Genomic DNA, 22,910 nt, shown 5'->3' with positions numbered 1-22,910 from the left:
TTTTTGACTTATCCTCTTTTTAGCAAAAAAATGTTATTCTTTTCGTTCCGTAAAGCGTTTGATGATATTGTAAGCAGAGAAAAGCCCCAACTCACCTGCTTTACTCAGGTCCTGTATACCTTGCCTGTTGTTACCCAAGAAAATATGTGTCAAGCCGCGATTGAAATAAGCATCCGCAAATTTAGGATCCAACTGGATGGCTCTGTCATAATCAACAATTGCCGCACGATAGTCTTTCAAGATAGAAAGCACATTACCTCTATTATAATAAGCATAGACAAAATCCGGAGCCAGCTCAATCACCTTGTCCAAATCGCGCTTTACCATTTCATAGTCCGCAGCTTTCACTGCACTCTTCTCTCCCGGACCGGCTTTCAAATCATACTCTTTTTCCATCTTCTGGTATTCCAGCTGCTTATAACGGATGAGAGCACGGTTGAAATAAACCGGGAAGAAATGATCTTCTATAATAATAGCCTGATTCAAATCTTCAATGGCACTTGCAAAATCCTGCACCAGATAAAAGTCCAATGAACGTGCAAAACGTTTGTTCACATCATTCGGATCAGCCACAATGGCAGCAGTCTGTTCGTCAATGGATGCAAAATGTTTTGTAGCTTGTTCTTCCGTCAGAGGAGCTTCCTCATTAGTTATAATCAGACGGCCGGGAAGTACTTTCTGATTATTCAATGTTTCAATGAACTTATAATAGTTGACCTGCCGTTTCACATCATCGTGCTTTTCATAATAGGTAAGCACGAACATGGGCTGGGGAACAATATTCACATTCTTATCCTGCACGCGTCCACGATAGTCACTCTTATATTTTTCTTCTCCCTCTTCGTTGTCGGCAACCACTATCTTACGATAGTTGTTCATGTTCTTGTCGGACTTCTTACGGGTTTTATTATTCTCCGTATTATCGGCAGTCTGCTTATTAGGATCTACTCCGTTCTGTTTATCCAGCTGTGCTTTCAACACCTTGAATTCATCTGCATCAGCACCTTTCACATCCCCTATTTTCCTACGCGCCTGCGCTCTGTACTGATATCCCAGCAAGAAATTGGGATATTCATTTATCACCGTAGAATAATCTTTAATTGCCCCTTTATAATCTCCTGTCTGATCCAACAACAGACCACGGTTGAAAATAGCCATCATATTGTCGGGCTCCATTTCGATAACAAAATTAAAGTCTTGAATAGCCCGGTTGTCATCGCCTACTTGTGCACGTAACAAGCCCCGGTTATAATGGCCGATGAAATTATTGGGATCAATATCCAATGCAATATCATAGTCACTCATCGCTCCTCTCAGGTTATTCTGATGGTAACGGGCCAAAGCACGGTTGATATAAACACCTGAATTCCGGGTGGACAGACGGATGGCATGATCAAAATCGGCTTCCGCATCTTTATATCTCTGCTGTTGCAGACGAAGGATAGCACGGCTGGCCCATGTATCTGCATCATAACGGTCTATTTCAATCGCCTTGCCAAAGTCTTTTTCGGCAGCCAAAGTATCTTTCTGCTTCAAATCCACCTCACCACGCATCAAATAGGCCTTTGTATATCGGGGGGAAATGGCGATCAGCTTATCCAGATCATTCTTCGCCCCCTTATAATCCTCCTGTCTGATACGGCAAAGGGCCATATTATGCCATACCCCTATGTTCTCAGGATCAAACTCCAACGCCTTGGTATAATCTTCTATAGCTCCTGCAAAATTATTCTGCTGGATCCGTGCCAATCCACGCACCTGATAAGCACTTACCACAAACGGATTCCTCTCAATAGCTTCCGAACAATCACTCTCCGCCCCCTGAAAATCATCCAAATTTATCTTCGCCAGACCTCTATAGAAATAAGGATCAGACAAATAAGGCTTTGCATTAATCACCTGATTGAAATATTGAATCGAAAGGACATAATCCTCAAAATAAAGCGCATTACGCCCTATCGCCATCACCCTGTCCGTATTTATCTGTGCCGAAGCCACTACAGGGAACATTATTAATAATGTATAGAGTATCCGTTTTATCATTTTGTATTTATAAAAATACGGTTTTCCCACAAATGCGCCACTGGTGGCGCATAGATCAAAATTGCGGAGTTATCATTTTATAGTCTTGACCTTATAGGAGCAACGCGCCTTGCCCTTCAGCATGGCCCCCAGCTTTCCTTTAATCATCTGTTTGCGTAATGCAGACAAATGATCAATGAACATTTTTCCGTCCAGATGATCAAATTCATGCTGCATGACCCTTGCCAAATAGCCTTCCACCCACTCGTCATGTTCGTTCAGCTCCTCATCCAAATAAGTCACATGAATACGGTCCGGACGTTTCACCGTTTCATGGATACCGGGCAAACTCAAACAACCTTCTTCCATGCTGACTTCCTCTCCACCCACTTCTAAAATATGAGGATTTATATAGGCACGGCGGAAATCCTTGAATTCGGGCAAGTCGTCAGACATCACATCCAAATCAATAGTTACAACACGAATAGGCAGACCTATTTGCGGAGCAGCCAAGCCCACACCATCTGCACGATTCATGGTTTCAAACATATTTGCTATCAACTCTTTCAAATTAGGGTAATCCGGGGTAATATCCTCTGCTTCTTTACGCAACACCGGTTGTCCGTACACATAAATAGGTAATATCATTTTTCTTAATCTGTTTTTATTTATTAAATATATTTCTTCGACTCCAAATAAGACTGTAAGATTATCGTAGCACTGATTTCATCAACCAAAGCTTTGTTCTGCCTGTCTTTTTTCTTCAAGCCTCCATCCAACATGGCTTGGTGGGCCAATACGGACGTAAACCGCTCGTCAACAAACTCTACCGGTATATCCGGTAATTTTTTCCTTAGTTGATTGACAAAAGGGACAATATTACGCATATTTTCCGACTCCTGATTATTCATTTGCTTAGGATGCCCCACAATGATGCGTTCCACAGGCTCTTTTTCCACATATTTCAGAATAAAGTCCAGTAGTTGGTGTGTAGGAACAGTTGTCAACCCGTTTGCAATAATCTGCAAAACATCCGTCACAGCCACACCTGTGCGCTTTTTACCGTAATCTATCGCTAATATTCTACTCATATAGTTTGCAAAAATACAAATTTATTCCATACCTATTTTATATATAAAGATTAAAATATGCTTTTTCAACTGTTTTTTCAAAAGGAATGATTCATTTCGTTTAATTTTATTTGCTATTTAAAAAATAGTACTTATTTTTGCACCGAATATGTGGTTTAACGTAGAGGCCGCATAATTGTTAAATCGAAACAGGTATTTGTTATAAAATGAAAAATCAGAGCTCTTCCAAAGGAGTTTCATATAGATGTTTGTTGTATTGTATAGCTATATTGTTGCTTGTTATGATTCCATTAAAAAGTTTCAGCCAATCAACAGGAGAATTAACAACAGATAGTCTTGTAAAAATGGGATTTGAAAATGTAAGATGGACAGATACTCCTGAAGAAAGAGTTTATGTGGTTGAAAACAGTGCTTACAAAATTCAAGCGTTGGGTATCAGAAAGGCTGTAGATATCATACAGTCGATGGGATTACCCAAGGACAAATCTTGTAAGTTGATTGTTACCAACTATAATATACCTCAGGTCTCACTGACCTATCAGCCTCTTGCCGGTGACACAACAGTGGTAAGCGGTGAAGACTGGAAAGTCAGTTATGATATAGGTGACAGTTGGGACAAGGTGAAGAAAGAAAAGAAAAAGAACAGTTCGCTGTTTAAAGTAGATATTATGGTATATCCTCAATTATCATATATGAATATGATTATTACACAAATATATCAGGTGTTATTTGACTTAAGCCCAGCTATTGAAGTTTCCTTATGGCCAGGAAGTAAGTTAACAGGACAGATAAAGATACCTGTGTATAACGATGGATATGGGATATTGGAAGATAAAGTTCATCCGGGACATATAACCCTTTCCCAGCGTTTCCGTCTGCCATATAATATATATGGGAAAGCAACTATAGGCTATTTTAATGCAGACAGATGGGGAAGTGATTTATCATTGTTTTATCCGTTTAAAGACGAACGTTTCTCTATAGAAGCACGTATTGGTTATGTAGGTATAGGTTATTGGAATGGCTTCAAGCTACATTATGATACGAAAATGACAACAACATGGACAATTGGAGGAAACTTTTATTGGCCGAGATATAATACACAATTTAGCTTAAAAGGAGAAAGATATTTATTAGGAGAAAAAGGTATCAAGTTTGAAATGATACGTCATTTCCGATATGCGTCCATAGGTTTTTACGCAATGAAAGCAGAACATGCCAACAGTAATGGTGGATTCAGGTTTCAAGTCGCGCTTCCTTTTTATAAAAACAAAAGACATAAATATATACCGCGTGTAAACTTCTCAAATAATATGGGAATTATTTATAACGCAGGAAATGAACGAAAATATTATAAACAATATAAAGCTGAAACGAGTGACAACATAATGGAAAGTAATAGTTTTAATCCATATTTTATTAAATCAGAATTATTAAAATTTTAATTTTATCGAGATGAAAAAAAACAAATTTTTAAGTGGTTTAAGTGCTAAATTGGCACTGGCCATAGTAGCATTGACAACAACAATGTTTACTTCTTGTGAGAAGGAAAATATTGGAATTGAGGTTACCCCCGTAAATGCAAAATTTATTATAACCCCCGTGGTTATTGATGCGACTACAGGTACAGATGTAACTCAAAGTGCAGAAATTTCTTTCAGTAAAGGTAACGGAACCTACGAAGGTACACCTGAACTAGCTAGTGAATCCATTAATATAAATGCAAAATACGAGGGAATGACTGGTTCTGCATCAGTTACTATTCCTGCACTAAAAGCAGGTCAATTCGGTGCAAAAGAAGTTACTATTATCTTAAGCGAGAATTTCTTTGCACAAGAAGAAAGTAGTAATTCTCAAATAGAAACAACTAAACACAGTGGGTTCAAGGATAATACCAGTGATTATTGGTATTACATTACAGTAACTTACACTAAAAAAGAAGGTAGTGAAGTTATAAAGAACGATTATGAGGGAAACGACAGCGAAATAAATAACATTATAGATGCTTATAATAAAGGTGTCCGAGAAGACAAAGTGACTCTAAATGATGTACAGGTATTAGCACATTCCCGTTTTAGTGTTTTTGTGGACTATATGAAAACAACATCTGTTTATCAGATAATCGAAAAATCACCTAAAAGAGATGGAAATCCTGTTGCAAGCTTCACAGTCGATTCTTACAATACTATAGTTTCTCCTAAAAATGAGCAAATACCGGGTCATGGACATGCTCCAAGTCACGGCCACGGTCATGGACATGGAGATGACAGCAATGCCGGTGGTGGTATTATTATTGCAGACTAATAGCCAGTTAATATTTTGATTTAATCACTAAAAACATAATATAATGAAATATAAATTTTTAACCCTGTCTTTATTATTGGCAGGCGTATGTGCAACAACAATTAAAGCACAAGAAACTAATTATTATACTCCGAAATGGAGCGATAATATTTTTATTAGCGTAGGTGGTGGTATACACTCTGTAGCAAACGATGGATTTAACAGAATATCTCCGAATTTCAGTATTTCGCTTGGTAAATATATTACTCCGACTTGGGGAATACGCGGTCAAGTGAACGGAATATGGCAAAGTTTATGTTTACAAGAAATTGGCTATCACGAACACAACAAGAACTATGTTGGAGCGAATATTGATGCAATGGTAAACTTGTCATCTTTATTTGCAGGCGCTAATCCTAACCGTTTCTTTGAAGTTTATGGTTTTGTAGGTCCTCAGTTATCTGTTGCAAAATCTGCAAATGTTGTTTATACTTACGATGGCAACACAGGTGAAAGAACTGGTGTTTCTACATCCGGTGAAGCAAAAGCTAAAGCTCGTATAGGCGCTTCTGCCGGTTTAGGTTTAAAGTTTAACTTAAACAATAAATGGGCTATCGATGTTGAAGCTCGTGGTGCAATCGCTCCTTCAATCTTCGGTAACATCAGCGATCACCGTAAGGCAGAAGGTACAGGTATGATCACAGCAGGTGTAAGCTATACTTTTGGCGGCAAGAAGTTTGCTAAAGTTGAAGACCGTGTAGTAGAAAAAGAAGTGATCAAGGAAGTGGTTCGTGAAGTTCCGAAAGAAGTAGTCAAGGAAGTGATTAAAGAAGTTCCTAGCGCTGCAGAAGTTGCTATCTTCTTCAAGATCGGTAAAGCAAAAATCAGTTCGGAAGGTATGGTTAATGTACAGTTAATGGCTAAAGCTATCAAAGCTAATCCTAACGCCAAGTACAAAATCGCAGGCTTCGCTGATAAAGCTACAGGATCTGCTTCATTCAACCAGACTTTGTCTGAAAAACGTGCTCAGGCTGTTTACGATGCATTGGTTGCAGAAGGCGTAAAAGAAAGCCAACTTGAAAAAGTTGCTATGGGTGGAACAGACAACATGTTTGGCAAGAACTATCTGAACCGCGTAGTTATTCTGGAAGTAAAATAATCATTGCTACCTGATAAAACTCTGATAAATTAAAGAAGGGGGTATCGTAACAAACGATGCTCCCTCTTTTTTTCTTCAACTGCATTTTTAATCACATAAGCAGCAACAGCAAACAAACCGTATAACAAGAATCTACGAATCTTGGCTATACAATTCCGGAAACTTGAGGCAACATTTACCGAATCTTGTAACAAGATACCGGGCTATATCACAAACAAAAAGCTTTTTTAAAATACTCCCAGGATATATAAGCAAAGGGCATATAATGTTGCAGGTGCAAGATATATATCTTGCACCTGCAACATTACACAAACAAAAGCATTTACTTATCTTCAATAGACCAGCTTCACATTGTCAACCCAAAGCGTATTTCCGGGAGAACCGATAAAAGCTCCCCCATGACTGGACGAAAATTGCAGTATCATGTGGGTAGGATTCTCATTGGCCTCCGCCCATCCTGTTTCTTTAATCAAGACACTTTCTCCCTTACTATTTCTAGTATAATCTCTCTCTCTCAACCCCATCGTTTCATGATCATAAGACGGATGCTTGGTTATATCACCATACAGCACTTCATAAGTAGCACCATTCACCCAACCATCCGAGTCCTTATCATACTTCACCACCATAGTTCCTACCCTCTTCGCAGTAATATTTCCTTCAGCGTCCTCCATACGTTTTTGCAAAAAGAAAACAGTTATCGCACAATCCTGCCCTGCCACCTGACCTTTCTTGCTGAAGCCTGTCAACCGGATACGATCTTTCTCACCAGACATCTTTACCTTATAATCATAACGGACAGCTTTGGGACGTTGGGTAAAAGGAACTCCCCAATTCATATTCTTCTCAGCATTCTTGGTTCCTGTTATCGGCTCCAGCATATCACCTAAATAAATGGATCCGGCTGCCAATACAGTAATATTCACCATTCCCAATACCTTGACGCTCTCTATATGCGTTTCCAGACGAGCACAATATCCATTGTCCCGTTTGTCCCTGTAAACAGAATTATTTGTTTTAACAATGCCCACTACCTTAGCCATCACATTAGAGGTTCCCCAAGGAGACCCTCCCATATTCTTATAAGGTTTGTTACCATCTATTTCCTTTGTAGGGCCTATCTCATAAAGAAGTTTGGTATTGCCGCCTATAACACCGGACTCATGAACCTTACGGATTATCCACTGATCCATATCTCCGTATTTTATAGGTACCACCTTTTCCTGGGCAAAGCCATACAGCGGTGCTATAGCCAAAAGAGCAGCGACCGATAATCTGCCATAATATTTCATACCCTTAGTTTTTATTGTTGTTTAGAACCGGCAAAGCTATAAAAAAAAGCGGCAACTTCACAGTTGCCGCTTTTAATAAAGAAAAATAGACTATATTTTCTTCTTAATTTACCAAAAAGAAATCATTAATATACTCTATATAGTAACCATGCCTTTTGGAAATCGTCACGGTTAGGATATTTTGCCTTAAATTCCTCCTTTGCCTGAGTAGCCTCCGCACGGTCATCGTATGAAGATGCTATAACGCGATACGTATTTCTTTCAGCATTATAAACCACTTTGGCATTATAGCCTTGGCCATCCAAATATTGTTTCAGACCTTCCGCATTCGCTTTCACGCCAAAGCTACCACATACTACGCTATATGCTTTTAAGCCGTCACCTGAAACCAGTTCTACTTTCTCTTCGCGAACCGGACCGGCAACAGGAGCAGTTGTCACGGGGGCAGATACTACCGGAGCAGCTTCAACCGGAGTCGCTTCTACCTGATCGGCAGGAGCTTCAGCCAATTCCTGTTGTTTTGCCTTTTCATAAGCCTTCTTGTAAGCACTTTCGCTAGATTTACATGAGGAAAATGCCAAGGCTACGCACAATCCCATACCCAACACAACTAATTTTTTCATGATTACTCAATCTTTTATAAATTAATACTCTAGTTTAATTCCATTATATTGGTGCAAAAGTAGCAATATATCAACAGCTTTCACAGCAAGAACGGAGTTAAATTTAGTTAATCAGAGAAGAATCTCCAATTTCTATTCAAAAATAGACAAAATAAACAACAACATTCAGTTTTATTTGTTAGATTTGTAAGGTACAAAAAACAAAAAACTATGAAAGGATTAAGTATTTTAGCTGCATTCCTAGGCGGAGCCGTAGTTGGTGCAGCAGCCGGTATTTTATTTGCTCCTGAAAGCGGAGAAGACACTCGTAGCAAAATTGCTGATGCTTTACGTAAAAGAGGTATCAAATTAAGTCGCACAGATATGGAAAATCTGGTCGATGAAATTGCAGCCGAGGTAAAAGAATAAGCAACGCCCACAAAAGTGTATTGTCATTCCGGATACAAGTCCGGAATGACAATAATTTTTAAATCAAAACTCCACGCATGTTTGCAAACGATAAAAATATAGATAATCTGCAACAACTTCTGGCAGAGCTTAAAAAGTACGCAGAGTTACAAAAGGATTATGTAAAACTACATTTAGTAGAAAAACTTACTATACTGATATCAACCCTCATCCTTGTCTTTATATTATTGATATTAGGTATTATCGCCCTTTTCTACTTATCATTTACATTGGCCTATGTACTCGCACCTCATGTAGGCGGGCTTATGGCCAGTTATGGAATCATTACCGGATGCATTATTCTGCTGATTCTGTTAATCGTTTTATTCCGCAAACGGCTGATTGTTCAGCCTATGGTAAATTTCCTTGCCAACTTGCTTTTAAATGACAACTGATTATGAAAGAGAATACTCCTAATAAAACGCCCATCATCACTTTGGAAGTGATAGCACAACGAAAAGCTGAGAAGTTGGAAGAAGTACAGCAAGCTAAAAAAGAAATGGTACAAACCATACATGAACTTTTTGCGCCTGTAGAACACAAAGGAGGCGTAGAAGGCATTATGCAACATATCAATACAGGAATCGCCGTTTATGACGGAGTACGGACCGGTATCAAGATCATGCAAAGAATCAGAGGATATTTCCTGAAAAAAAAGAAATAACTTAGTATTAACCACAACATTTTATCCACATGAAAAGACAGCTACTAGGTGTGGCGGCAATTTTGTTGTCAATTTCCACGTATGCACAGGACAATCCATTATGGATGCGTTATTGTGCCATTTCTCCGGATGGAACCACCATCGCATTCACCTATAAAGGTGACATCTACACAGTACCTTCTACAGGCGGCAGGGCCAGTCAGATTACAACCAACCCTGCCCACGACACCAAACCCATCTGGAGCCCTGACGGAAAAAAAATTGCTTTCGCATCAGACCGAATGGGAAGTATGGATATTTTTGAGGTAAACAAGGAAGGGGGTATCCCCAAAAGATTAACTACCCATTCGGGTAATGAAACCCCGGTGGCTTATAAAGATGCCGGACACATTCTGTTTCTAGCCAATATAATGCCAACAGCAGAAGACGCACAATTCCCCTCCGGACAATTCCAACAAGTATATGAAGTCAATACCGAAGGCGGACGCCCCATCCTCTTCTCTTCCATGCCGATGGAAGATATCAGTATCAATCATACAGGCAATACTTTACTCTACCATGACAAAAAAGGATATGAAGACCCTTGGCGTAAACATCACACTTCATCCATTACCCGCGATATTTGGCTGTGTTCTCTGAATGGAAACCGTACCTTTCGCAAACAAACTGCTTTCAATGGTGAGGACCGCACTCCCGTTTGGGCTTCAGATGATAAATCATTCTATTATTTAAGTGAGGAAAAAGGCTCATTTAATATTTTCAAACGTGATATTGACGGTAATACATCCAAACAAATTACCAACCATACCAAACATCCGGTACGCTTCCTGAGTGCTGCCTCCAATGGAACATTATGCTATGGATATGATGGCGAAATCTACACGGTAAAAGAAGGTGCCATTCCGCAAAAAGTTCAGATTTCCATTGTCACCGACAAGAACGACAAAGATCTCATCCGCCAGATCAAGCGTAACGGAGCAACAGAGATATCCCTTTCGCCCGATGCAAAGGAAATTGCTTTTGTACTACGCGGAGATGTATATGTCACATCAACAGAATACAGCACTACCAAACAAATCACCAATACTCCGCAACAGGAACGCGATATTCACTTTTCTCCGGACGGAAGAAGTATTGTTTACGCTTCCGAAAGAAACGGATTATGGCAGATTTATCAAACCAGTCTAGCTAAAAAGGAAGAAAAACAGTTCGCTTACGCAACCGATATCAAAGAGGAAAGACTGACCAATTCGGATATCACTTCATTCCAACCTCAATACAGTCCTGACGGCAAAGAAGTAGCCTTTCTTGAAAACCGTACTACCATCCGTGTTCTGAATCTGAAATCAAAAGCTGTACGCACCGTCATGGACGGCAAGTACGAATATTCTTATAGTGACGGCGACCAATGGTATCAATGGAGTCCGGACAGCAAATGGATTCTTACCAACTACATAGGTATTGGCGGATGGAATAACAAGGATGTTGCACTGGTCAACGCATCTGGTAACGGAGAAATTCATAATCTGACCGAAAGTGGATACAGTGACGGCAATGCCAAATGGGTATTGGATGGAAAAGCCATGATTTGGGAAAGTGACCGCGCAGGATTCCGCAGTCACGGAAGCTGGGGTGCTGAAGCGGATATCTATATCATGTTCTTCGACCTGGACGCATACGACCGTTTCAGAATGAGCAAGGAAGAGCTTGCCTTGCTGGAAGACTCGGAAAAGAAAGACAAAGAGAAGAGTGAAGAGAAGGAGAAGGCCGATCATAAAAAAGATAAAAAGAAAGACTCCAAGAAAGAAGATGACAAGAAGGAAGTAAAACCACTGGTTTTCGACCTTGAAAACAGCCGTGACCGTGTGATTCGTCTGACTGTAAATTCTTCACGATTGGGAGATGCTGTATTAACTCCGAAGGGTGACAAACTATATTATCAAGCAGCCTTCGAAAGCGGATATGATTTATGGGAACACGATCTTAAAGAAAACAAGACTAAAATCGTCATGAAAAAAGTCGGTGGCGGAGCCCTGCTTCCTGATAAGAAAGGCGAGAATCTGTTCCTTTGCAGCCAAGGTGGTATCAAGAAAGTCACTGTCAGCAGTGGTGAAACCAAACCTGTAGAATTCGAAGCTTTCTTCGACTACCAACCCTATGGTGAACGCGAATATATTTTCGATCATGTATGGCAACAAGTAGAAGATAAATTCTATGTAAAAGATCTGCACGGAGTAGACTGGAAAGGCTATCACGAAGCATACGCACGCTTTCTTCCATACATCAATAACAATTATGATTTTCAGGAAATGCTGAGTGAAATGCTGGGTGAGTTAAACGGTTCGCACACCGGAGCACGTTACTACTCAAACGGCCCTATACTATCCACAGCGACCCTAGGAGTATTCTATGACGAAACTTATGATGGTGACGGGTTAAAAATTAAAGAAATATTGGCAAAAGGTCCATTTGCCGTGAAAAAAACGGATGTTACTCCCGGTTGCATCATCGAGAAAATTGACGGCAAACCTATCGTGAAAGGGCAAGACTACTTCCCGCTGCTGGAAGGCAAAGCCGGAAGAAAAGTGTTACTGGCCATATATAATCCGGCTACCGGCAAACGTTTTGATATCACCATCAAAGCTATCAGCATGGGCGAACAAAGTAACTTGCTGTACAAACGTTGGGTAGAACGTTGCCGCAATATAGTCGATAAGTTATCCGAAGGCCGCATCGGCTATGTACACGTAAAAGGCATGGACAGTCAAAGTTTCCGCGAAGTATATAGTGAAGTATTGGGACGCTGCCGCAACAAAGAAGCTATTATTGTTGACACACGCCACAATGGAGGCGGATGGCTACATGATGACTTGGCCACTTTATTAAGCGGCAAGGAATATCAGCGTTTCGTTCCACGCGGACAATACATAGGCAGCGACCCATTCAATAAATGGCTCAAGCCATCCTGCGTATTGGTATGCGAGGACAATTACAGTAACGCACATGGCTTCCCATGGGTTTACAAGGAATTAAAGATAGGCAAACTGATTGGTGCTCCGGTTCCGGGCACAATGACTGCCGTATGGTGGGAAAACCAGATCGACCCGAGCATTGTGTTCGGTATTCCTCAGGTGGGTTGTATGGATATGCGTGGACAATATGCGGAAAATCACCAACTTTCTCCAGACATTGAAGTTTATAATACTCCAGAAAAGGCATTGGCAGGTGAAGACCAGCAGTTGGAAGCAGCCGTACAAGAAATGCTGAAAACAATAGGGGAAAAGAAATAAAACAATCCCATCCTGATAAAAAGAAAAGGGTGTCAAAACACAACCTTTGAGGAAAAGGACTTTTCATCCGAGGCTACTTTGACACCCTTTATCAGCCATAAAAAGAGCCGTATCAACTCTACTCCCGAGTAATGATACGGCTCTTTTCTATACATTACAGCAAGATAATGTATGGGGCATCTATGCTGAGCATACTTAAATATGTCATAATGATGCTCTATAAGTTGTTCCCACTCATGCCCTCATTTCCAACTATAACCCACTCATTGTAAAGTCATTACCCTCACACCTCATTCTCATCTCTTAAGACACTCATTCACAATATAATATACATGCACAAGCCTATAAACCGGTTATTTGGTAAGCCCCCTGTTTTTTCAGCTTTTCTTCCTTGCACAAACGGCATAAATAACGGTGCCGTAGTTTGTATCATACTGTTCTTCTTTGACGATTAAAAGTTCAATATCTGTTAATCACGAATGTAATTAAGTCTAATCACTATTGTAGTTAACTTTAACCACTACTGTAATTAAACTTAGTCACAGTGGTGAATAAGCAATTACAAATATATAAAAGTGAGAAAATAAAAGGGAGAAAACAGATAAGAGACAGGGAAATATGCATACATAGACTACCGCCAACTCGCTGCACAAGCCATGCAGCTGCTTTATAAGAACGAACGTTATGGGTTGAATGATGAAAATGAGAAGGTATTGTGGCAAAACAACATCGAATTTGAGTAAATTTCGCCTTTGGAACAGTTGTTTAAATGTCACTTCTATTCCGCCACTACAGAGAAGAAGGGAGAAAGGCTGACCGCACATGAAGATTTTCAATTATTTGCAAGAGTACAAGCGTGAAAAGCCTGTCAATCAACAAGATAAATTAACACAGACACATTATACGCAAACTGAACATTCACCCAAAAGCCAGCAGAAAAGGTACTTTATATCACATGATAAAGTTAGAATAATTTATTTTCAATCATCTGTGTTAGTGAGGGCAATGCCCTCACTAACACAGATGCTACCATCACTAATAAGCAGTTCATTATAAACCAGTTAGAGCCAAAGTGAGGGCATGAGGGCATTTTCGCGTCCAACTTTCTATTTGTTAAGTTGAAAGGGATGGCTTCTATTCTCCGGTATGAAAGACACCATTTCCGGCATCGCACCAACTTATCTTGCTCTTTCTTTCCAAAGACGAGTCATATCTTCCAAAGTCTTTCCTTTTGTTTCAGGAACCATCTTCCACACAAACAGAGCTGCAAGCACACAAATCACGCCATAAAGCCCATAGGCAAATACCGGACTGAATTCATACATGGCAGGAAAAGTGGAAGAAACCAGATAATTGAATATCCACTGGAAAGCTACAGCAATAGCCACTGCCTTGCCGCGGATAGTATTCGGAAATATCTCTGCAATCAACACCCAGCAGATAGGTCCCCATGACATCATAAAGAATGCAGCATAAACTATGATGGAAAGAACAGGAAGAATACCTCCCACCTGAAACTCATCACAAAACGCAACACAGAATGCACCTACAGCCATGCCAATAGAACCAACAATCAACAAGGGTTTACGTCCCATCTTCTCTACGGTAAAGATGGCAATCAATGTAAAGAGAATATTAACTACCCCCATTACCACAGTCTGCATCATACCATCGCCACCGCCACCGATTTTTTCAAAAATACGCGGTGCATAATAAAGCACAGCATTAATGCCGATAGCTTGCTGAAATACAGAAAGCAAGATGCCGACTACAATAACTGTCAGCCCGTATGTAAGCAGTTTTTCCGTTTTCTCGGAAGTCACAGCCTTTATTTCAGACAAAATAGTTTTAGCCTTATCTGTTCCATTTACTTTTTCAAGTACAGAAAACGCTTTATCATCCTGATGGGTCATAGCCAAATAGCGCGGAGTTTCAGGAACCAAAAACAATAAAATGCCAAATAATGCAGCCGGAACCGCTTCTGAACCAAACATATATCTCCAACCATCGGAAACAAGCACTTCATCCGGCATACCATCTTTAATCATATAATTGACAAAATAGACTACCAACATGCCAAAAATAATAGCAAACTGATTACAGGAAACCAATTTACCACGAATTTCGGAAGGGGCAATTTCGGCAATGTACATCGGACAAACAGCAGAGGCAAGTCCTACACCGATTCCCCCGATGATACGATAAAAGTTAAAAGCAAGGATCAATGCAAACGAAGTATCTCCTTTAGAGAAAAATAAAAATTCGGGATAATAAGAGCCTAAAGCAGACAGGAAGAACAATAAAGCAGCCAGACGCAACGAATTACGACGTCCTAGCCCCGAAGCAAAATAACCGGAAAAAGCACTGCCAATGACGCAACCTATCAATGCACTGGAAGCAGTCACGCCATGCCAGAAAGCATCTAATCCCAAATGTTTTTGCAGAGCCTGCTCCGCCCCCGAAATAACAGCTGTATCATAACCGAAAAGTAAACCGCCGAGAATGGCTATAAACACCACTCCCATCAGATAGAAATTGTTTTTCTTGTTTTTCATAATAAAAGAATTATAATAGTTTTCGTAATAAATACAATAACAAAGCTGTGCGAAAATAATCATTAATACGTAATTCTATTATAATTCTCCAACCATTTTAAATCTTTTTCACATCAAGGAAAAACAAGATTATTCCGTCTGAACTGTTCTATGTCTTCCTTTTTTAATCCTATCTTATCCAATGACTTAGGAAGATTATGGTCATTAAGATAATAACGCGGACGAATGAGATATTGTCTGTTTGCTACCGATAGGCTATCTGCCCTATAAGGTGTCTGTACCCCTGCCAAATTCAGCATGGTATGAAACACGGAAGCATTTCCCGCCACCGGTTTTTCACGGTTCTGCAATATAGCTTCATGTACTTCCACATTCTTTTCTCTATATGTTTTGGACAACCAAATTAAAAATGGCACATGCAGTTGATAATAAGACGGGACCGGGGATGCGTGTAAAAATAATTTTCGATTATCATCAAAAATATCCTCTCCATGATCCGAAGTATAAAGCATAGCCGAAAAAGAGTTTGTTTTCTGCAATAAAGTGATCAAAGAAGCCAGGAAACCATCTGTATAACGGATGGTATTATCATATGCATTCATCAAATACTCTTTATTCTCATATTTGGCGTCTGTCAGATTATCCGGTTTAAAGACAGACATGGATTCGGGATAACGTTCTTTATAATTAAAATGTGATCCATAGGCATGCAGCACGATGAATAATTTTTGATGACCTGCCTTTAGCTCCTTTTCTACCAGAAACAATAGTTCGTCATCCGAAATATTGGCTCCTTTCGGAGCATCTTTCTTGATAAACTTCCAATCATCTGCCTCCATCCCCAAAAAATCAATAAAAGAATGGTTAGGAAGCTGGTTCGAAAAAAAGGCAGTATGAAATCCTGCTTCCTTGAAAGCGGTAATGATTCCTTTCTGTCTATAAAGACAGTCATAATCCTCAGCCGAAGCTGCCGAAAGCAACATAGGCACACTTTTATGAGTAGTATTAGACTGGGTAAGCACATCCGTGAAAGTTACCACCCCCTCCATTTTATCAAGTAATGGAGTAGTATTCCTTTCATAACCATAAAGTCCGAAATTACAGGCACGGGCCGTTTCCCCTATCACCAAGACATAAACTTCCCGGCTGTTTTCATCATGTGCGGCACTGGCATTAAAAGTAAAATCCCTTGAAGTTTCCGCATATCCGGCTGTTTCGCCCGCACGTTCTGCAGCCAATACTAGATTATAACATACATTAGCCGGATACATTTCGATCTTTACTTGATAATCACGTTGCGTCGCATAGCAGATAACGGTCAATAACGCTCCTGCAACAATGCCTGCCAAGGCATACTTACGTTGAGAACGAATAAAAGAATATTCCAACTGATTACCCCGGGCCCATGAAAAACCTCCCAAGACCAAAGCAGGAATGTAAACAACAAAAACACCAATTACAGCCGGCAGTAAATTATCCAACAGTTCCAGCGCCTCCCCGGAATTAGTAGTTGTCAGATTCAGGAACATATCTACTGCAATGATAGAACGCCCGAACAGGTATAGCAATACCAGTTGGAATGCCGCAAAGAAAACAAACGGAAATAAGATCCAAATAGTCTTTCCAGGTTTACGCCCCAATGTCATAATCAACCAATAAACCGATACCGGCAGAATGACATTACAAATACGTGCCCAAAGTGTCATTTGCTGTTCTGTAAAAAACAATGCCACATTGGGAATGGCCAAGACAACGATGAACAGAACGAACAACCGTTGTGGCTCACAACACCACTGAATAAATTCTTTAAAATGCTTCATTTATATTAAAGATAAAACCAGACTGTCCATTTTTTCCAAATCCATAGTCCAGACGAACATTTACATTCTTTTTAAACTCCCAACGATAACCTATTCCATAATTAGGCAACACTCTGTCCATGCACAAAGCACTGAACTTATTGAATACAGTTCCGGCCCCTATCCAAACTACAACACCATTACGTTTCCATACATGCTGACGCAGTTCCACCTGCCCCTCTATTTTATGCTTGTCACGATAGCGCCCTTCGTAATAACCACGCATGGAATACGAGTTTCCCAACAACGCCATCATGGCCCATGACGGATTACCGAAATTAAAAGTACCGCGTAATTCTCCTGCCAACAATCCTCCTTTCCATACAGGATGATAATAACTGGTACGCAAATCCGTAGTACTGAATGCATAATCGTTTCCTAAAAACTTAGGACGGAAACACTGGGTAATATTCAAATAATATCCCTTATGGGGATTGGTCAACACATCGCGCGAATCATATGCCAAAGAAAGGCCCACTCCATAATTAGCAGTAGTAAGATTCATCCCCTCCAGTAGTTCGGGGCGTTCCATATTCTTACCATGCACATAATCATAAGATGCCATAGGACCTACATATAGATTATCCGCTATCCGAAACAGGAAACTAGCTTTAACTTGTGCTTGCCAGCGATCTAAATCAGATTCATTGGCATCTACCTTACCCATATCGTACCCTATTCCCCAAAACTTGGAAGGAAAGGAATAAAAATAAAGAGTATAATCCAGCCGGTATTTGTCCTGCGGAAAGATATGAGTTCCGCGTATCCCCAACATATAGAAGCCAACAGTGGAAACATCTCCGAATAAAGATACATTGGACGGAGGAAGAAGCATGTCATTTCTATCGGTACGATAAAGCCCCGCCGCCACCAGTCCCAGCCCCAGTTTGGTATCCGTACTGTAATGTGGTCCGCCAATAATACTGAAATCAAATTTCTTATGATTCTTATCTTTATTAGCATCATTAAAATAGTCCAGAAACTTTTTGAAAAAAGTCCTTTTCTGTACTGTGCTGTCTTTGTGTTGCGTTGTCGTATCTTCAGGCAAATAAAACAGCCCACCCTCTTGCGTGACTGCCAAAGCCGCATCTGCCATACATATAAAGATTACGATCCAAAATGATATTTTCTTCATTGTAATCTATTCTTTTTTCCACTGTTAAAACAAGCTTTACAGTAAACATAAACTGAATAAAAACAAATAAAGCAGGTCTGGATACAAAGATAGCCAAACCTGCTTTATTGTGACTTTTTTATATAATAAGAATCTGGTCTGAATTTACCTATTTCTGTCCTAAATACCTTATACCGGTTGCTTTTCTGTAATCAGCCAACGCAATCTTCTGCTCATAATAAGATTGGATAAGGTTTGTATATGCCTGTATCCATGTCAGCTGTGCAGAAAGCACATCCAAAATAGTCAACTTACCTTCAGTATAACTAAAAGTGTTCAAATCCAAGTTCTCTTCTGCCAGTTTGCAGTTCTCCTCGGCAATACTTATCTGACGGGTATTCTCGGTCAGACTAGTCCACGCCTTCGCCACTTCTTTGCTTATTTGGTCTTGCTTATCTTGCAATGCATACTGCTTGCTTAATAAAATAGCCTTCTGTGCAGCCGTCGATTTAAAGCGGGCTCCCCAATGGAAAATCGGCAATTTAATAGAGGCATACACATTACTATTAAACATAGTTTCGCCCGAAATGTTCAACATCTGTGTTCCCCATGTCTCTTTAAAACCGATAGAAAGAGAAGGATTGTACTTGGCGGCAGCCAGACTTACCTGTCTTTTCTGATAATCCACATCCAACTGTGAGATAGCATAATCGGGACGCACATTCAAGGCTGTTTCCGCTCCAATAAAGGCAGGCATAGGCAATATGGTAGAAATAGAATCCGTCAAATCCATTTCAGCCAGCGGTTCCAATCCCATCAGCACATTCATATTCTGCAAGGCGACCTGATAAGACTGGTAGCTGCTGGAACGTTGCAATTCAGCCTCTTTCAAACGGGTCTGCATCTGAATGAGATCCGTCTTGCTGATATAGCCATCATCGTACTTATCTTGCAGCACTTTGGTCAACTGCTCAATAATCTGCACATACTGGCACATCGTTTCATACATTTCTTTTTGTGCGGCTGTTCCCCAATAACTGGCTTCAGCAGCATAGATAATATTATCCGTTGTCAAATCCACCGACTTATCCGCCATCTGGGTTTGTATTTGGGAAGCCTTGTAATTGTGATAGATGCTTCCACCGGCATAAATAGGTTGTGATACCCCTACTTCGGCACTGTATGAATCGTGCTCCATAGGAACAGCCATTCCGCCAAAATCCATCTCGTATTTGTTAATACGATACTGATAGCTTCCCGTTGCATCAACAGCCGGGAAGAAAGCGGTTTTTGCCGCTTTCATAGCCTTCTGCATAGCTGTACGTTGTGCCACACTCTGTTTTAAGGTTTGGCTATAATCCAGTACCTTTTGTTCAAAGGTAGAATAATCCACGACAGTCTGAGCCGAAAGTGTACCGGTCATACAAGCCATACCTATAATATAGATCATCTTAGTTTTCATTATCTGTCTGCTCTGATTTTAAAGAAAATACAATAAGTTACCGGAAGAACAAAAATGGTCAGTACCGTCGATACGAACAAACCACCCATAATGGTAGCCGCCATACCTGCAAACATGGCATCGCCCAACAATGGAAGCATACCCAGAATAGTAGTTCCGGAAGCCATGGTCACCGGAACGATACGTGTCTTGGTAGCCTCGACCACGGCAGGCACAGCCCCCTTTCCATCCTTCAACTGAAGTCCGATTTCATCGACCAGCACAATGGCATTCTTGATATTCATACCAATCAACCCCAACAGACCGAGGATGGCAAAGAAGTCCAATGACTTGCCAAACAAGAGCAATCCCCATACCACACCGATAAACACCAGCGGCAACATAAGCATAATCAATACCGGCTTGCGGTAGTTGCTGGGGAAAAGAAACAGCAGAACCACATAAATCAACAGGAAAGTCAGCGGAATATTCTTCGCCAATGCAGCGTTACTTACATCCTGTGTTTCCTGCTCACCGAAATATTTCATTTTATACCCTTCGGGCAACTGCATCTGCTCTTGTACGGCAGTAAGCACCTGTTTAAACGCAGCCATCGTATTGGCTCCACGTTTAGGTTCACATTGCATCATCATACAACGCTCGCGGTTAAAGCGACGGACTACATTATAATCATAACCCAAAGCGAAATTATCGATTACCTGTTCCACTTTCACGGAATTTCCTTTCGTACTGAATACAGGCACACTTTTCACATCATTCAAGTTCATTTTTTCCACATCCTCATCTTTCAGCAGGATAGGCAAGGAAACATCCCCCTCACGATATTCTCCCAAAGGCAAACCATTGGTAGCCGTACGGAATGAGTTGGCAACCTGCTGACGGGTAATCCCCAAGCGTAAACCTTTCTGTTGAGAGAACATCGGTTTCCACACGGGCACCTTATCTCCCCAGTTGGAACGGATATCCGTCACCATATCACACTGGCGGGCTATTTTTTTCGCCCTTTCAACCAATGCGGTCAATGTATCGGGATTTTCACCGATAAAACCGATCTCAATAGCAGCTTCAGGCACCGGAGACAAAGCAAAAAGTGCCGAACGGGTAATGATATTGGGAAAGTTCTGAGTCATGTGCTCATAAAACTGCTGTTCCACTTCGGCTGCATCTTCGGGGTCTTTAGTTTCCACCATCACATTGGCATAGTTAGACTTCGGTCCAAAAGAAGAACTTGCCAAATAGTAACGCAACGGAGTACCACCCAATGTCACCGAATATGATTTAACTTTCTCATGATTCTTCAAGTAATCCTCCACCTTCATCACATCCTGATCTACCGCATGAATACTAAATCCCTCAGGGAATACCAGATCAGCACGGAAATAAGGCTTATTCATTTTCGGGAAAAAACTCTGAGGCATAACAGCCATAATAACCAAAGAAAGCACCAAAGTTACAAAAACCGTGGTCAATGTCACAAAACGGCGTTTAATCAGCAAGGTCAGAAACTTCTCGAATTTATGATAGAGTTTAGTATCATACGGGTCTTTCATCGCACCGCCGGGAACAGCTTCTTTCAAAATAAAATTACCAAAAGTCGTAGTCTGGCACAAAGCCAGAATCCAGCTCAATCCCAGTGATACAGCCAATACAACAAATAGCGGTTTCACAATCTCAGCCACGGATGCCGGTGCCAGATACAAAGGCAGGAAAGAGCAGATAGCAATAAAAGTAGCGCCCAGCAATGCCCATTGCGGCTTGATGGCTCCCTCTATCAATGACTGATAACGTGATTTTCCGCGCTTGATACCTATCTGCGCATTATCTGTCACCACAATGGCATTGTCCACCAGCATCCCCATGGCGATAATAAATGCCGCCAAGGAAGTACGGTTCAATCCTACCCCCCACATCAACATAATAAGCAAAGTACCACCTACCGAGAAAAGTAACGAACTACCTATCAGCATACCGGCACGCGATCCCATCACCACAAAGATAATCAGGATAACAATAACCAATGATTCTATCAAATTCAGGATAAAGCCATTATTCGCCTCATCGGCAATCTTGTCCTCAGGATAAAGCGAGGTCAGTTCAATGCCGATAGGCAACAATTGCTCTATTTCCGCCAACCTTTCGTCCACTGCTTTACCCACAGCTACCACATTATCCTTTGCTCCACTGGCCACACCTATACCGATAGCACGTTTACCATTGACCCGCATCAAGGTTGAAGGCGGATCATAATATCCACGCTCCACTGTTGCAATATCCCCCAAACGGGCTTCCCGTCCGTCCTTGCTGATAATCAACTGGTTTTCTATATCTTCCAGACTGGTATAAGTCCCTTCCGTACGCAAGCGCAACTGATAAATTTCTGTCGCTATATCTCCTGTATTCACCTGTATGTTCTGCTTCTGCAAAATGCCCATAATCGAAGTGGGATCAATACCCAATGCCGAAAGTTTGGAGGTAGATATCTTGACATTGATCACTTCGGTCTGCTCTCCGTATAACATTACTTTCTGTACTCCCTCAATCGGAGTCAACTGAGTACGGATACGCTGTGCCCAGTCACGCAAATCGGTATACGAGAAGCCCTCATCAGCTGTCAAAGCATAATAAATACCATACACATCACCAAAGTCATCATTTACAGTAATGGTAGACGCCCCACTGGGCAACTTGGGTTGTATATTCGCCACTTTACGACGTAATTCGTCCCATTTTACAGGCATATAATCCGGATCAATCGTAGGCTGAAGTTCAATAGAAATCTTAGACAGTCCGAAATAAGATTCCGATTTAATCTGATATACATCTGTCATGGACTGAATTTCACGTTCAATCGGTTCCGTAATCAGTTTCTCCACTTCATGTGGATTCGCTCCCGGATACTGGGTAACCAATACCGCAGTCTTTATCACGAAAGGCGCATCTTCTTTCTTAGGCAGCTTGAAGAAGGAGATTACTCCGCCTATCAACAAAATAGCCAAAAAGAAATAGATAACCTTCCGGTTCTCCAAAGAATATTTTGGAATATTCATGA

Annotated in this window: 17 protein-coding genes; 7 read left to right on the top strand and 10 right to left on the bottom strand. The window is 40.8% G+C overall.

Annotated elements, in window-relative coordinates:
• Window positions 1–33: 33 nt before the first annotated feature.
• The 3 genes from RE317_RS07215 to ruvX all read right to left on the bottom strand — a co-directional run bounded on the left by RE317_RS07215 (window position 34) and on the right by ruvX (window position 3,113).
• Window positions 34–2,043, bottom strand: coding sequence for a tetratricopeptide repeat protein (locus RE317_RS07215; protein ID WP_005847108.1), 2,010 nt, complete (start codon window positions 2,041–2,043; stop codon window positions 34–36).
• A 72-nt stretch (window positions 2,044–2,115) separates the two neighbouring features.
• A complete protein-coding gene (def, locus tag RE317_RS07210) occupies window positions 2,116–2,670 on the bottom strand; it encodes a peptide deformylase (protein ID WP_005851386.1) in 555 nt (184 codons plus the stop codon).
• Between the two features lie 23 nt (window positions 2,671–2,693).
• Complete coding sequence (gene ruvX / locus RE317_RS07205) at window positions 2,694–3,113, bottom strand: Holliday junction resolvase RuvX (protein ID WP_008671433.1); 420 nt, start codon at window positions 3,111–3,113, stop codon at window positions 2,694–2,696.
• A gap of 206 nt (window positions 3,114–3,319) precedes the next feature.
• On the opposite strand from ruvX, the gene RE317_RS07200 reads away from it, so the two are divergent.
• From RE317_RS07200 to RE317_RS07190, 3 genes are read left to right on the top strand one after another with little or no spacing between them, the layout of a single operon-like run.
• Window positions 3,320–4,558 carry a hypothetical protein gene (locus tag RE317_RS07200; protein ID WP_008782197.1) on the top strand — a complete coding sequence of 413 codons (1,239 nt, stop codon included), beginning with the start codon at window positions 3,320–3,322 and terminating at the stop codon, window positions 4,556–4,558.
• Between the two features lie 10 nt (window positions 4,559–4,568).
• The gene (locus tag RE317_RS07195; protein ID WP_008671435.1) at window positions 4,569–5,417 is read left to right on the top strand and encodes a DUF3869 domain-containing protein; all 849 of its coding nucleotides are present in this window, start codon (window positions 4,569–4,571) and stop codon (window positions 5,415–5,417) included.
• A 43-nt stretch (window positions 5,418–5,460) separates the two neighbouring features.
• Window positions 5,461–6,555 carry an OmpA family protein gene (locus RE317_RS07190; RefSeq protein WP_005847098.1) on the top strand — a complete coding sequence of 365 codons (1,095 nt, stop codon included), beginning with the start codon at window positions 5,461–5,463 and terminating at the stop codon, window positions 6,553–6,555.
• Between the two features lie 332 nt (window positions 6,556–6,887).
• Here RE317_RS07190 and RE317_RS07185 read toward each other — a convergent pair whose 3' ends face one another.
• Window positions 6,888–7,847, bottom strand: coding sequence for a PCMD domain-containing protein (locus RE317_RS07185; protein ID WP_005851380.1), 960 nt, complete (start codon window positions 7,845–7,847; stop codon window positions 6,888–6,890).
• Between the two features lie 125 nt (window positions 7,848–7,972).
• On the bottom strand, window positions 7,973–8,470 hold the full coding sequence (locus RE317_RS07180; protein WP_005847093.1) for an SPOR domain-containing protein: 498 nt from the start codon (window positions 8,468–8,470) through the stop codon (window positions 7,973–7,975).
• A 210-nt stretch (window positions 8,471–8,680) separates the two neighbouring features.
• Here RE317_RS07180 and RE317_RS07175 point away from each other — a divergent pair, with 210 nt between their 5' ends.
• The 4 genes from RE317_RS07175 to RE317_RS07160 all read left to right on the top strand — a co-directional run bounded on the left by RE317_RS07175 (window position 8,681) and on the right by RE317_RS07160 (window position 12,871).
• Window positions 8,681–8,878, top strand: coding sequence for a YtxH domain-containing protein (locus RE317_RS07175; RefSeq protein WP_005847090.1), 198 nt, complete (start codon window positions 8,681–8,683; stop codon window positions 8,876–8,878).
• A 77-nt stretch (window positions 8,879–8,955) separates the two neighbouring features.
• Entirely contained in the window at window positions 8,956–9,312 is a 357-nt protein-coding gene (locus RE317_RS07170; RefSeq protein ID WP_005847087.1) for a phage holin family protein, read from the top strand.
• Between the two features lie 2 nt (window positions 9,313–9,314).
• Complete coding sequence (locus RE317_RS07165; protein ID WP_005847085.1) at window positions 9,315–9,581, top strand: hypothetical protein; 267 nt, start codon at window positions 9,315–9,317, stop codon at window positions 9,579–9,581.
• 29 nt (window positions 9,582–9,610) lie between these two features.
• Window positions 9,611–12,871 carry a S41 family peptidase gene (locus RE317_RS07160; RefSeq protein ID WP_008671441.1) on the top strand — a complete coding sequence of 1,087 codons (3,261 nt, stop codon included), beginning with the start codon at window positions 9,611–9,613 and terminating at the stop codon, window positions 12,869–12,871.
• A gap of 1,178 nt (window positions 12,872–14,049) precedes the next feature.
• Here the strand turns inward: RE317_RS07160 and xylE are convergent.
• The 5 genes from xylE to RE317_RS07135 form a co-directional block, all read right to left on the bottom strand.
• Window positions 14,050–15,489 carry a D-xylose transporter XylE gene (xylE, locus tag RE317_RS07155; protein WP_005851375.1) on the bottom strand — a complete coding sequence of 480 codons (1,440 nt, stop codon included), beginning with the start codon at window positions 15,487–15,489 and terminating at the stop codon, window positions 14,050–14,052.
• A gap of 50 nt (window positions 15,490–15,539) precedes the next feature.
• Window positions 15,540–17,246: a phosphoethanolamine transferase gene (locus RE317_RS07150; protein ID WP_005847079.1), complete on the bottom strand. Its 1,707-nt coding sequence runs from the start codon at window positions 17,244–17,246 to the stop codon at window positions 15,540–15,542.
• The gene (locus RE317_RS07145; RefSeq protein ID WP_008782195.1) at window positions 17,233–18,420 is read right to left on the bottom strand and encodes a BamA/TamA family outer membrane protein; all 1,188 of its coding nucleotides are present in this window, start codon (window positions 18,418–18,420) and stop codon (window positions 17,233–17,235) included. The genes RE317_RS07150 and RE317_RS07145 overlap by 14 nt, the downstream gene beginning before the upstream one ends.
• A gap of 148 nt (window positions 18,421–18,568) precedes the next feature.
• A complete protein-coding gene (locus RE317_RS07140) occupies window positions 18,569–19,861 on the bottom strand; it encodes a TolC family protein (protein ID WP_008782194.1) in 1,293 nt (430 codons plus the stop codon).
• Window positions 19,861–22,908 carry an efflux RND transporter permease subunit gene (locus RE317_RS07135; RefSeq protein WP_005851369.1) on the bottom strand — a complete coding sequence of 1,016 codons (3,048 nt, stop codon included), beginning with the start codon at window positions 22,906–22,908 and terminating at the stop codon, window positions 19,861–19,863. The genes RE317_RS07140 and RE317_RS07135 overlap by 1 nt, the downstream gene beginning before the upstream one ends.
• Between the last annotated feature and the right edge of the window lie 2 nt (window positions 22,909–22,910).

The sequence above is a fragment of the Phocaeicola sp. GP0067 genome (assembly GCF_031119655.1).
Taxonomy (GTDB): Bacteria; Bacteroidota; Bacteroidia; order Bacteroidales; family Bacteroidaceae; genus Phocaeicola; species Phocaeicola vulgatus.
Note: the sequence above shows the minus strand (reverse complement) of the source record. Positions and strands in the feature narration are given on the sequence as shown.